Raw genomic sequence first — 12,233 nt, forward strand, 5'->3', positions numbered from 1 at the left:
TAAAGCGGCCTCTCTCAATTCTCGATTCGTCGTTTTGTCTGCGGGCGAGTATAATTCCTCAAGTTAACTTGAGGTAAAGCGCTTTATGGAAAAGAAATCACCCCGCATCAAAATGCTGCTGACGCCCGGCGAAGTGGCAAAAAGAACCGGCGTGGCCGTCTCCGCGCTGCACTTTTATGAAAGTAAAGGGCTGATCCACAGCCAGCGCAACGCGGGCAATCAGCGGCGCTACCGGCGCGATGTCCTGCGCGCGGTGGCGATCATTAAGATTGCGCAACGCATTGGTATTCCGCTGGCGACCATCGGCGACGCGTTCGGCGTACTGCCGGAAGGGCATAACCTCAGCGCCAAAGAGTGGAAGATGCTGTCGTCCCAGTGGCGGGAGGAGCTGGACCGGCGCATTCATACCCTGACCGCGCTGCGCGATCAGCTCGATGGCTGTATCGGCTGCGGCTGTCTGTCGCGCCGCGACTGCCCGTTACGCAACCCGGGCGATAAGCTGGGTGAAGAGGGGACCGGCGCGCGATTGCTGGAGGATGACTAAAAAACTAAAGCGCCACAACAGGGCGCTTTAGTTGTTTTCCGGTCTTGGTCTTTCGCACTATCCCGCTGGTACGCAGGAGGGTTTCCCCCGACGTCGGCTCACCTCAGTATTGCGCAGTCTTTGATGGAGGTTCCGGTTTGCGCCGACAGTTTAAGTGTGGCTCTTTTCTCTGAATTTGCCTCTTCAGTTTGCCGAAAAATTCCCGGCATCCGCCGCCTGTTCCTATAGTTAATTTGAACAAACAGCGGGAGAGGCCCATGTTAACGGTACATCATCTCAATCAGTCACGATCGCAGCGCGTGCTATGGGCGCTGGAAGAGCTGCAGCTGCCTTATCAGGTTGTCTCTTATCAGCGTGGCAAGGATATGCTCGCACCGGCGGAATTAAAAAGCGTTCATCCGCTGGGTAAATCGCCGGTGGTTGAGGATCACGGCCACATTCTGGCGGAGTCCGGCGCCATTCTGGAATATTTACAGGAAACCTATGATAGCGCCCGGTGCTTAAAACCTGAGTCGGTGGAAGATAAGCTGCAATATCGCTTTTGGCTGCACTATGCCGAGGGGTCGCTGATGCCCCTGCTGCTGATGAAGCTGGTGTTTGCCAGCCTGGGCAAACCGCCGGTGCCGTTTGGTATGCGCACGCTGGGTAATGCGTTGGGCAAGGGGGTACAGAAGGCCTGGCTTAACCGCCAGGTGGACACCCATGCCCGCTTTATTGAATCGCACCTTTCCCGCCAGCGCTGGTTTGCCGGCGCTGAGCTGAGTATGGCCGATATTCAGATGAGCTTTCCCGCGATGGCGCTGCTGGCGCGCGGCGGCGTGGAGAATTTACCCTATCTGACGCAGTGGGTTCAGCGCGTGGAGCAGCGCCCGGCCTGGCAAAAAGCGGTTGAGCGCGGGGGGCCGTTCACCTTACCCGGTGAATAAACTATTACTAAAGCCGATGACCGGGGAAAATTGCTATCAGCGCAATACAAAAATGTTACCGGATTGCGCATGGACGATAACGTTTGCGCATCGGCTGGTTATTTCCTGAACGTCATAAGCGAAATTTAGCGAAATACGACAAACTTCAGTTGAAAAGGCCCGTCTAAAGGCTGGATAATCGTTTGCCTTTTTATTTTGCTCATCATTTCCTCTGCTGACAGAGGGGAGCAAAGTCATTCTTCACACCGTACTGTATGCGCGGAGTTAAACGTTTGCTTTTTCGCGGCCCCTGGCGCTGCGATGTAGCACAAGGAGATCGCGTTTAGCTGGCAGTGGATGGTCCACCACGCATTCGGACGAACGATAAAAATTCTCAGGGGAAGTTTTCTATGTCTACGCCTTCAGCGCGTACCGGCGGTTCATTGGACGCCTGGTTTAAAATTTCTGCTCGCGGCAGCACCGTGCGTCAGGAAATCGTTGCCGGTCTTACCACCTTTCTGGCGATGGTTTACTCCGTCATCGTGGTGCCGGGTATGCTCGGCAAAGCGGGTTTTCCACCGGCTGCGGTATTTGTCTCCACCTGTCTGGTTGCCGGCGTCGGCTCGCTGGTGATGGGGCTGTGGGCGAACCTGCCGCTGGCGATTGGCTGCGCCATCTCGCTGACCGCGTTTACCGCCTTTAGCCTGGTACTGGGTCAACAGATCAGCATTCCGGTCGCGCTGGGCGCGGTGTTCCTGATGGGTGTCCTGTTCACCGTGATCTCCGCTACCGGCATTCGTAGCTGGATCCTGCGTAACCTGCCGCAGGGTGTGGCGCACGGTACGGGGATTGGTATCGGTCTGTTCCTGCTGCTGATTGCCGCCAACGGTGTGGGCCTGGTGATCAAAAATCCGCTGGATGGTCTGCCGGTGGCGCTGGGTAATTTTGATAGCTTCCCGGTGATTATGTCGCTGGTCGGGCTGGCGGTGATTATCGGCCTTGAAAAACTGAAAGTGCCGGGCGGTATCCTGCTGACGATTATCGGCGTCTCGATTATCGGCCTGATCTTCGATCCTAACGTTCACTTCTCCGGTATCTTCGCCATGCCGTCGCTGAGCGACGATAAAGGCAACTCGCTGATCGGTAGCCTGGATATCGTGGGCGCGCTGAACCCGGTGGTGCTGCCAAGCGTGCTTGCGCTGGTGATGACCGCGGTGTTTGACGCCACCGGAACCATCCGCGCGGTGGCCGGCCAGGCGAACCTGCTGGATAAAGACGGGCAGATTATTAACGGCGGCAAAGCGCTGACCACCGACTCCCTGAGCAGCGTCTTCTCCGGCCTGGTCGGGGCGGCGCCGGCGGCGGTGTATATCGAATCCGCTGCCGGTACGGCGGCGGGCGGCAAAACCGGCCTGACGGCAGTGACCGTCGGCGTGCTGTTCCTGCTGATCCTGTTCCTCTCTCCGCTCTCGTATCTGGTGCCGGCTTACGCCACCGCGCCGGCGTTGATGTACGTCGGCCTGCTGATGCTGAGCAACGTGGCGAAAATCGATTTCAACGATTTCGTCGACGCGATGGCGGGCCTGATTACCGCGGTCTTTATCGTGCTGACCTGCAACATCGTGACCGGCATCATGATCGGCTTTGCGTCGCTGGTGATCGGTCGTCTGGTGTCCGGCGAATGGCGTAAGCTAAACCTGGGGACGGTGATCATCGCCGCGGCGCTGGTTATCTTCTACGCCGGCGGTTGGGCGATTTAACTTTTCCTGCTAACAACGGGCGGCTTTGGCCGCCCGTTTAATTTTTAAGCCACATCCTGTTTCCTTTTGCGTTAATCTGAGTAGCGTATTATGCCGAGACATGACGCCTCAGATGTAAAAAAAAGACACGCAGCAAACAGGGAACACATGGAAATATTCTTTACCATACTCATCATGACCCTCGTGGTCTCTCTCTCCGGGGTGGTTACACGCGTACTGCCCTTTCAGGTTCCACTCCCCTTAATCCAAATTGGCATCGGCGCGCTGTTGGCCTGGCCTACCTTCGGATTGCACGTTGAATTCGACCCCGAACTCTTTCTGGTTCTGTTCATTCCGCCGCTGCTTTTTGCCGATGGCTGGAAGACGCCAACCCGTGAGTTCATCGAGCATGGACGGGAAATTTTCGGCCTGGCGCTGGCGCTGGTGGTGGTGACGGTGGTCGGTATTGGCTACCTCATCTACTGGATCGTGCCGGGTATTCCGCTGATTCCGGCTTTTGCTCTGGCGGCGGTTCTGTCGCCAACGGATGCCGTGGCGTTGTCGGGAATTGTCGGCGAAGGGCGCATTCCGAAAAAAATAATGGGGATTTTGCAGGGCGAAGCGCTGATGAACGATGCCTCCGGTCTGGTCTCCCTGAAGTTTGCCGTTGCGGTGGCGATGGGCACCATGGTCTTTACCGTCGGCGGCGCGACGGTGGAGTTCTTCAAGGTGGCGGTCGGCGGTATTCTCGCGGGCTTTGTGGTCAGCTGGCTGTACGGGCGCTCGATGCGCTTCCTCAGCCGCTGGGGCGGCGATGAACCGGCAACGCAAATTGTGCTGCTGTTCCTGCTGCCGTTCGCCTCTTATCTGATCGCGGAGCATATCGGCTTTTCCGGGATCCTGGCGGCGGTCGCCGCTGGGATGACCATTACGCGTTCCGGGGTGATGCGCAGCGCGCCGCTGGCGATGCGCCTGCGCGCCAACAGCACCTGGGCGATGCTGGAGTTCGTGTTTAACGGCATGGTCTTCCTGCTGTTGGGCCTGCAGCTACCGGATATTCTCTCCACTTCGCTGGTGGCCGCGGAAGCGGATCCAAACGTCGAAACCTGGATGCTGTTTACCGATATCATCCTGATTTATGCCGCCCTGATGCTGGTGCGTTTTGGCTGGCTGTGGACGATGCGCAAGCTGAGCCAGCGTTTCCTGAAAAAGAAACCGATGGAGTTTGGCTCGTGGACCACGCGCGAGCTGCTGATCTCCTCCGTCGCCGGCGTCCGCGGGGCGATTACCCTTGCCGGTGTACTGTCGATTCCTCTGCTGCTACCGGACGGCAACGTCTTCCCGGCGCGCTATGAGCTGGTGTTCCTCGCCGCCGGGGTGATTTTGTTCTCACTGTTCGTCGGCGTGATTGTGCTGCCGATTCTGCTGCGCCATATCGAGTCGACCGACCATGTCCAGCAGCGCAAAGAGGAGCGTCTGGCGCGGGCCGCCACGGCGGATGTGGCGATTGTCGCGATTCAGAAAATGGAAGAGCGTCTGGCAGCGGATACCAAAGAGAATATCGATAATCAGCTGTTGACCGAGGTCAGTTCGCGGGTCATTGGTAACCTGCGTCGTCGCGTCGATGGGCGCAACGATGTTGAAACGTCGATGCTGGAGGAGAGCCTCGAACGCCGGTTCCGCCTGGCGGCGCTGCGTTCCGAACGCGGTGAGCTGTACCACCTGCGCGCCACCCGGCAGATCAGCAACGAGACGCTGCAGAAGCTGCTGCACGACCTCGACCTGCTGGAAGCGCTGCTTATCGAAGATCGGTAACACCGTACTCGCCCCTGACGGCGCCTGAGGCGCCTTGTCCGGGCTACCGCCCATCAGACTATTGGGAATCTGTAGCCCGGGTCAGGCGTTGACGCCGCGACCCGGGGACTTACTTCAGCCAGAACGCCTTACTGCACTCCAGCCACGCTCGCGCGCTGTGCGACATATACACCCCTTCCCGCCAAATCATCCCCAGCTCCCAGCGCAGATCGCTCTGCAACGGCATCCAGCAAAAGCTCTGCGGGTCGAGGCGCTGGCAAATCGGCTCCGGCAAAATCGCGATGCCAATCCCCGCCTGGACCATGGCGGCCAGAAAATCCCACTGCCCGCTGCGCACGGCGATGCGCGGCTTAACTTCATGCTGAGCAAACAGCCGCATCAGCTGCTGGCTGAGGGCGAAATCCTCGTTGTAAATCACCAGAGGATGCGCGGCGAGCGCCTGCGGCGACAATGAACTGAGGCCCTCCCATTGTGCCGTTCTCGGCGTCAGTACGCAGAGCGGATGGCTGAACAGAGATAGCGTCGTCAGACCGCTGGCCTCATCAACCGGAAGCGCCGTCATGGCTAAATCCAGTTCGCCGTTGCTGACCGCATGCTGCACGGTCAATCCGCCAAACTCGGCGATTTTCAACTCGATAGCCGCATAGCGCTGGCGAAAGCGGCTAATCGGCTCGGCCATCAGCATGCCGACCATCGGCGGGATCCCGAGACGCAGTACGCCTTTGTGCAGATGATTAATATCGCTTAGCTCCGACTCCAGCTGATGAAATTCACCAAGGATGGCCTGCCCGCGCTCGAAAACCACGCGCCCGGTATCGGTCAGCAGCAGCCTGCGACCGTCGCGGATCAGCAGCGTGCAGTTCAGCTCATCTTCAAGGTTTTTAAGCATCTTGCTGATGGTAGGCTGCGTGACGAATAGTTTCTCCGCCGCGCGGGTAAAGCTTTGCTGGCGAACCACTTCGACAAAATAACGCAGCGTGCGGATATCCATAATTATTCCCTGAGACTATACCTGTGATGATTTTAATTCATTTCTGCCGCGCCGGGCGGCTCTCTATACTGCACGCCTGTCTTCTTTTTCAGGAATACCGCTCATGGCCTTTGCGCCAGCTCGCGTAACGCCCTTTGTTATGCAACGTCTTCAGGTACCGGTTCAGGTCCTGATCTACGCCGGACTGTTCGTCTGCGCTGAATATTTAGTTAACTGGCTGCACCTGCCGCTTCCGGCGAATCTGGTCGGCATGTTGATGCTGCTGGCGCTGATTGTCTGCCGGGTGATTCCTTTAAACTGGGTACGCGCCGGAGCCCGCTGGCTGCTGGCGGAGATGCTGCTGTTTTTCGTACCGGCGGTGGTGGCGGTCGTCAACTATGCGCAGCTGCTGATGGTCGATGGCTGGCGTATCTTTCTGGTGATTGGCTTGAGCACAACGATGGTGTTGGGCGCCACGGCATGGGTGGTTGATAAAGTGTATCGCTATGAAGTCAGCAGGATGAAACATGAGTGATTTTCAGCTGAGCCTCCTGTGCCTTCTTGTCACCCTGGGACTCTATTTTGCCAACAAGCGGCTTTATCGCCGCTTCCATAAACTGCCGCTAATGCCGCTGGTTTTCACCCCGATCCTGTTGGTCATGATTCTGGTATTCGGCCATATCTCTTATCAACGCTATATGGGGGAGACCCACTGGCTGCTGTGGCTGTTGGGCCCGGCGACTATCGCCTTTGCTGTGCCGGTATACGACAACCTGGCGATTATTAAGCGCCACTGGATGTCGCTGACGGCTGGCGTTACTACCGCCTCGGTTGTTGCGGTGACCAGTTCGGTGTGGCTGGCGCGATTATTTACCTTGCCGGATGAGATCCAACGCAGCCTGGCGGTACGCTCCGTTACCACTCCCTTTGCGCTGGCGGCGGCCAAACCGCTGGGCGGCCAGCCAGATTTAGTCGCTCTGTTTGTGGTGGTCACCGGGGTATTCGGGATGGCGGTAGGCGATGTACTGTTTCTGCGGCTTTCTATTCGCGAAGGTATAGCAAAAGGGGCCGGATTGGGGGCGGCATCGCACGGCGCCGGTACCGCACGATCCTATGAGATTGGCCCTCAGGAGGGCGTGGTCGCCAGCCTGGTGATGATGCTATCCGGAGTGGTGATGGTGCTGGCCGCGCCGCTGGTGAGATGGGGCATGTTCTGAAATCCTTTTTATTATTGAATTCATACTCACTTAGGTTTTTTCTATATCTCACGGCTATTCATATATAAATAGTCGTTTTATCATCCAGGATGAATGGTTAATTAAATATTCGTATTTATAGGATGATCTGCGTATGTCTTGAGTAATATCCTTATTTGCTTTCCGTTTAAATTGTAAGTAAATATTTCAAATTAAGCTTTTTTTGATATTGCCAAAGAATATGAATATATGAAATGATTTGTTTTATGAATGCGTCTAATATATAACGTTTTGATTTTATAAAGTTATTTATAATATATATTCTGTATTGATTGGTTTGGGGTTGTTATTAGCTTGAGATAATTCACATACGGTGATTGAGAATAATCTCGATTTTAGATATCTTACTGGCATGAGCTTTTATTATTGAATGGATTCATGTGGAACTTAAGCTCTTGTATTTATATCTAATGATATTAATACAGGTCATTCACTCCCCATGTACCTTATCAGCTTATACCTTGAGCTGATATCGGGCTGCCTTCTCTAATAGATGCCATAAAACAATTGATGGATTGATTGTTAATCTTAATAAAAAGGGGAATACCAATGAAATTAAAAGCCAAAACACTTGCCAAAATATTAACCTTATCTGCTGGCTGCTCTCTGGTGACCATGGCTCAAGCAGCGAATACAATTACTTTTACCGGTACGGTCGCAGATACCACTTGTACAGCCAATATCAACAATGGCGCCAACTCCATTGAAATGGGCTCTGTTTCGGTAGCAGATTTAAAAGCTAATACCTATAGCGCGGCCAAGAACTTCTCTTTCACTTTGAGCAATTGCCCTACCGGTGAAGAGGGGACTCTGACAAAAGCCAGAATTACTTTTGGTGGTGAAGCAGATACATTTAATAGCGATTATTTTAAAAACCAGGCTCCAGTGTCTCCAGCCACTAATGTCGCAATAGCTATTTTTGATAATGCCGGGGTCGTACAGAAGAACAATACTGAAGGTTCAGATGTCGATATTTCTTCTGGCGAGGCTACCATTCCGTTTATCGTTAAAATGGCTAAGTCGGGTGCCGCTGAACCAACAAAAGGGCCGGTGCAGACAACAGTAACTTATAATGTCACCTATTATTAATTAAGCATTATATAAATAGACATAGGGAAAGCCTTGAGCTTTCCCTCACTGGATTCTACCATGAATAAATTAGCTTATTTGATGTGTTTTTTTTCCTGCATATCCGTCGCGCAGGCCAGTGTGGTGGTTGGCGGGACGCGAGTGATATTCGACGGTACGCAAAAGGCGGCGACGGTCTCTGTGCAAAATAAGGATAACGTGACAAATATTGTCCAGTCGTGGATCGCTGTTGTGGATGAAGCATCACCGGCAAAAGATTCCTTTATTACCACTCCTCCGCTATTTCGCCTGAAGGCGGGAGAAAAAGGGTTTGTGCGCATTCTTCGCTCAGGTAAACCGCTGCCCGAGGAGCGAGAGTCGATGTTTTGGCTGAATATTAAAGGCATTCCCGCTATGGATAGCGCGCCGGACAAAAATATGGTGCAGTTTGCCATTAACTCGCGGATTAAACTTATTTTTCGCCCGGCGGCATTAAAAAATGCCATTCCGGAAAATTTTGCCGAAAAGCTGCAGTGGTCTACTGAAGGTCGAGAAATTAAAGTAAAAAACGCTTCGCCGCTATATATGAATTTTTCAGAAATAACAGTTAATGGTAAATCAGTCCCTGAAGCATGGTTTGTTGCCCCCTTCTCAACAATAAAAATACCGGTAGCGAACGCATCTTCACCAGGGAAAAAGAAAATCACATGGAGCGTGATAAATGACTATGGAATGTCAGGACCAAAATATACCGCCATCATTCAATAACGTTGGGCAGAATTTTACATTCTTGTTGAAGAGTGGCTACGTTGCTATTATTTCCTGCTTTGCTCCCATTCCGTTACCCGCTATCGCCGGTGAGTATTTCAATCCTCATCTGCTGGAGGTTAATGAAACCGGTACAACGGCTGTCGACCTGAGCTATATTTCCCAGGAAACCGTGCCACCGGGCGAATATAACCTTGATGTTTATATTAACGACGAATTTATTGCTTCCGAATCGGTCAGTTTCACGCAAAAGAATGAAGATCGTGACGCTTCTTCACCCTGTATCAGCGTCGCGCAGCTGAAAGCGTGGTCAGTCAAAACGAATAATTACCCCGAGCTCACGGTTGCGGGTTCCCGCTGTGCCCGACTATCCGCAATCCCCGGTTGGGGAACTACGGTATTACTTTCACAACAGCGCATTGATTTTAACGTGCCTCAGGTTGCGGTGATGCATCATCCGCGGGGATATGTCCCTGAAAGCCGATGGCAACAGGGCATTAACGCAGGGCTGCTCAACTATAGTCTCTCCGGGCAAAAGACCGATCCGCGGCACGGCGGCGAAGCGACGTCCAGCCAGTTTGTGAGCCTGCAGCCGGGTTTGAACGTCGGGCCGTGGCGTTTACGGAATTACAGTACCCTCAACCATAATGATGACGGCAACCAGTGGGACTCGGTCTACAGCTATATTGCGCGAGACATACACGCCCTGAAAGGCCAGCTGATCGTGGGTCAAACCTATACTTCATCAAGCGTGTTCGACAGCATTAGCTTCACCGGGCTACAGCTGAATTCAGATAAAGAGATGCTGCCGGACAGTATGAATGGTTTTGCGCCGGTCATTAAAGGCATCGCCCGCTCGACCGCCGATGTGACGGTTTATCAGAACGGATACAGCATCTATAAAACCACGGTCTCCCCCGGCGCGTTTGAGATAAACGATCTTTATCCAACCGGCAGCGCGGGCGATCTGTATGTGACGGTGAAAGAGTCCGATGGCAGTGAACAGAGCTTTGTGGTGCCTTTCGCTTCGCTGGCGATTTTGCAGCGCGAGGGCCAGGTAGATTACGCCCTGAGCAGTGGTAAAACGCGATCGGGGAGTTCCGGCGGCAAAGAATATCACTTCCTGCAATCTAACATTGCCTGGGGGGTATCGAGCAACGTCACGCTGTATGGCGGTTTTCAGCAGCTGGAGAATAAATACAGTAACTTTCTCCTCGGTGCCGGACTCAACCTTGGCACGATCGGCGCGCTCTCCTTTGATGCATCCCAGTCCCGGGCGGATATAAAAGAGACGCCAACGTCGGATCGCATGTCATCCAGCGAAGGGCAATCTTATCGCGTGCGCTTTAGTAAAGATATTCCGCAGACGGGTACCAACTTCTCCGTTGCCGGATATCGTTATTCGACCCATGGCTATTATTCTCTGCAGAATTTTATTGATAGGGCGAATGCGCATAGCGGGTGCTGTTCCTCAACGGGGCGGACTAAGGATCGTTTTGATGCTTCGGCTTCCCAGATTTTCTCCGGGTTCGGTTCTCTCTCCCTCTCGCTGGTCAGTGAATCTTATTGGGATAATTCACGCATGGAGTCGCTGGGCGTGAGCTACAGCAATACCTTTGGCCGCATTTCCTATTTCGTTAACTACTCCTATAGCCGAAATGTCCAGAGTTCAGGCCAGAATAGCGATAGTTCCCAGACCAGCGATAATCTTATTTCACTCACGGTGAGCGTGCCTTTTGGTACAGATATCTCGGCCAGCTACAACATGAACAGCAGCCGGATGGGCGACACGACCCATAATCTGGGGCTGAGCGGTTCGGCTTTTGCGGACCGTTCCCTGAGCTGGAACGTGCAGGAAGGCTACAACGCCAGCGACAAAGGCACCTCGGGAAATGTCAATCTGAACTATCAGGGTTCACGAGGCGAAGTCGCCGCCGGATACGGATATGACAGCTATAGCTCGCACTACAACTACTCGTTGCGCGGTGGGATGGTTGCCCATTCCGGCGGGGTAACCCTTTCTCGCTATCTGGGTGAGAGCGTGGCGCTGGTCGAAGCGCCTGGCGTTAGCGATGTGGCAGTGCGCGGGCAGACGAATATTACGACCGATGCTTTCGGATACGCCGTTGTGCCTTTTGTACGACCTTACCATGAAAACAATCTCTCTCTTGATGAGCAGCAGGTCTCTGGTGCGGAAATTGATAATATTGTCAAAACGGTAGTACCGACGCGTAATGCGGTTGTTAAAGTCAAATACGATACCTGGATCGGCTATAAGGCCATGATCACCGTAAGCTACAAAAATAAAGCGGTGCCTTTTGGCGCCGTGGTGACGCTAGATGATGAAAATCTGAATGATAAAGAGCACCGTAGTTCAATTGTGGGCGATGCCGGGCAAGCCTATCTTACCGGGCTCCCGGAAAAAGGTCGGCTATTTGTGAAGTGGGGTGATGCTCAAAATACCCAGTGCTATCTCAAGTATGATTTGTCGTCCAATAAATCAGTTGATGATATTATTTTTTATGAAGCGGATTGCCGATGATGAATATCAATATATTCGATTTAAACCAGAAAATCAGAACGGTAGCGATGCAGGTAAATCACGCTAAACCATCGATGAAATCCCTAACGCTATTATTGATTACAGGGCTTCTGCTGAGCGGCACTATGCCAGCCTGGGCTTATGATGCGGCGAATACCGTTTATTTTAATGTTACTGGTACGATTGAAGAGCCAGTATGTGACGTGTCCGTGAAACCATCCAATGCTATCGACCTGGGCACGGTTTCCTATCAATATCTGACCGGAAAACCGGGGGCGACGAGTGAAGCCACAGCAGTGTCACTTGTCTTTGATAACTGCTCAACAGGTACGGCCTCAGTCACGATAACGTTTAATGGTACTCCATTTGATAGCACCTATACCTCGATTTATGAAAATGAACTGATTTATGGTGCCAAGAGCGTTGGGCTAAAGCTTCTTAGTGCAAATGAACAGAAAACTTTGGGGCCGAACGATAGCTATACCTACGTATTCAGTGATAGCCCTGAAGGACATTCCTTTAATATGAGCGCCAGAATGTATACACCGAATGGGCGCATAACGGCGGGAAATGTCGCCTATACAGTCACTTTTAATGTGTCATATAAGTGAATTATTTTCCGTCAG

Annotated in this window: 11 protein-coding genes; 10 read left to right on the forward strand and 1 reads right to left on the reverse strand. The window is 53.1% G+C overall.

What is annotated here, in order from left to right:
* Window positions 1-85 precede the first annotated feature (85 nt).
* The 4 genes from soxR to HMPREF1144_RS10220 all read left to right on the forward strand — a co-directional run bounded on the left by soxR (window position 86) and on the right by HMPREF1144_RS10220 (window position 5,003).
* On the forward strand, window positions 86-544 hold the full coding sequence (soxR, locus tag HMPREF1144_RS10205) for a redox-sensitive transcriptional activator SoxR (protein ID WP_004097815.1): 459 nt from the start codon (window positions 86-88) through the stop codon (window positions 542-544).
* A gap of 257 nt (window positions 545-801) precedes the next feature.
* On the forward strand, window positions 802-1,470 hold the full coding sequence (locus HMPREF1144_RS10210; protein WP_004097816.1) for a glutathione S-transferase family protein: 669 nt from the start codon (window positions 802-804) through the stop codon (window positions 1,468-1,470).
* Window positions 1,471-1,859: 389 nt separating this feature from the next.
* Complete coding sequence (locus HMPREF1144_RS10215) at window positions 1,860-3,209, forward strand: NCS2 family permease (RefSeq protein ID WP_004097818.1); 1,350 nt, start codon at window positions 1,860-1,862, stop codon at window positions 3,207-3,209.
* A 147-nt stretch (window positions 3,210-3,356) separates the two neighbouring features.
* On the forward strand, window positions 3,357-5,003 hold the full coding sequence (locus HMPREF1144_RS10220) for a Na+/H+ antiporter (protein WP_004097819.1): 1,647 nt from the start codon (window positions 3,357-3,359) through the stop codon (window positions 5,001-5,003).
* 109 nt (window positions 5,004-5,112) lie between these two features.
* Here HMPREF1144_RS10220 and HMPREF1144_RS10225 read toward each other — a convergent pair whose 3' ends face one another.
* Window positions 5,113-5,994 carry a LysR family transcriptional regulator gene (locus tag HMPREF1144_RS10225; protein ID WP_009652712.1) on the reverse strand — a complete coding sequence of 294 codons (882 nt, stop codon included), beginning with the start codon at window positions 5,992-5,994 and terminating at the stop codon, window positions 5,113-5,115.
* A 103-nt stretch (window positions 5,995-6,097) separates the two neighbouring features.
* On the opposite strand from HMPREF1144_RS10225, the gene HMPREF1144_RS10230 reads away from it, so the two are divergent.
* The 6 genes from HMPREF1144_RS10230 (at window position 6,098) to HMPREF1144_RS10255 (ending at window position 12,218) form a co-directional block, all read left to right on the forward strand.
* Window positions 6,098-6,508 (forward strand): CidA/LrgA family protein, encoded by a 411-nt coding sequence (locus tag HMPREF1144_RS10230; protein ID WP_009652716.1) that lies wholly within the window; start codon window positions 6,098-6,100, stop codon window positions 6,506-6,508.
* Window positions 6,501-7,190: an LrgB family protein gene (locus HMPREF1144_RS10235; protein WP_004097824.1), complete on the forward strand. Its 690-nt coding sequence runs from the start codon at window positions 6,501-6,503 to the stop codon at window positions 7,188-7,190. The genes HMPREF1144_RS10230 and HMPREF1144_RS10235 overlap by 8 nt, the downstream gene beginning before the upstream one ends.
* Before the next feature lie 588 nt (window positions 7,191-7,778).
* Window positions 7,779-8,318, forward strand: a complete 540-nt coding sequence (locus HMPREF1144_RS10240; RefSeq protein ID WP_009652719.1) for a fimbrial protein — start codon at window positions 7,779-7,781, stop codon at window positions 8,316-8,318.
* A 60-nt stretch (window positions 8,319-8,378) separates the two neighbouring features.
* Window positions 8,379-9,065 (forward strand): fimbrial assembly chaperone, encoded by a 687-nt coding sequence (locus HMPREF1144_RS10245; protein WP_004097828.1) that lies wholly within the window; start codon window positions 8,379-8,381, stop codon window positions 9,063-9,065.
* Window positions 9,019-11,607 carry a fimbria/pilus outer membrane usher protein gene (locus HMPREF1144_RS10250; RefSeq protein WP_009652724.1) on the forward strand — a complete coding sequence of 863 codons (2,589 nt, stop codon included), beginning with the start codon at window positions 9,019-9,021 and terminating at the stop codon, window positions 11,605-11,607. The genes HMPREF1144_RS10245 and HMPREF1144_RS10250 overlap by 47 nt, the downstream gene beginning before the upstream one ends.
* Window positions 11,604-12,218, forward strand: coding sequence for a fimbrial protein (locus HMPREF1144_RS10255; RefSeq protein WP_009652713.1), 615 nt, complete (start codon window positions 11,604-11,606; stop codon window positions 12,216-12,218). The genes HMPREF1144_RS10250 and HMPREF1144_RS10255 overlap by 4 nt, the downstream gene beginning before the upstream one ends.
* The last annotated feature ends 15 nt before the right edge of the window (window positions 12,219-12,233 follow it).

This window comes from Klebsiella sp. OBRC7 (genome assembly GCF_000293135.1).
GTDB classification, from domain to species: Bacteria; Pseudomonadota; Gammaproteobacteria; order Enterobacterales; family Enterobacteriaceae; genus Klebsiella; species Klebsiella michiganensis.

Bases quoted from the DNA above. Each gene is read 5' to 3' on its own strand.
- HMPREF1144_RS10240 (WP_009652719.1), top strand. From the start codon at position 7,779: ATGAAATTAAAAGCCAAAACACTTGCCAAAATATTAACCTTATCTGCT.
- HMPREF1144_RS10230 (WP_009652716.1), top strand. From the start codon at position 6,098: ATGGCCTTTGCGCCAGCTCGCGTAACGCCCTTTGTTATGCAACGTCTT.
- HMPREF1144_RS10215 (WP_004097818.1), top strand. From the start codon at position 1,860: ATGTCTACGCCTTCAGCGCGTACCGGCGGTTCATTGGACGCCTGGTTT.
- HMPREF1144_RS10225 (WP_009652712.1), bottom strand. From the start codon at position 5,994: ATGGATATCCGCACGCTGCGTTATTTTGTCGAAGTGGTTCGCCAGCAA.
- soxR (WP_004097815.1), top strand. From the start codon at position 86: ATGGAAAAGAAATCACCCCGCATCAAAATGCTGCTGACGCCCGGCGAA.
- HMPREF1144_RS10235 (WP_004097824.1), top strand. From the start codon at position 6,501: ATGAGTGATTTTCAGCTGAGCCTCCTGTGCCTTCTTGTCACCCTGGGA.
- HMPREF1144_RS10210 (WP_004097816.1), top strand. From the start codon at position 802: ATGTTAACGGTACATCATCTCAATCAGTCACGATCGCAGCGCGTGCTA.
- HMPREF1144_RS10220 (WP_004097819.1), top strand. From the start codon at position 3,357: ATGGAAATATTCTTTACCATACTCATCATGACCCTCGTGGTCTCTCTC.
- HMPREF1144_RS10255 (WP_009652713.1), top strand. From the start codon at position 11,604: ATGATGAATATCAATATATTCGATTTAAACCAGAAAATCAGAACGGTA.
- HMPREF1144_RS10245 (WP_004097828.1), top strand. From the start codon at position 8,379: ATGAATAAATTAGCTTATTTGATGTGTTTTTTTTCCTGCATATCCGTC.
- HMPREF1144_RS10250 (WP_009652724.1), top strand. From the start codon at position 9,019: ATGACTATGGAATGTCAGGACCAAAATATACCGCCATCATTCAATAAC.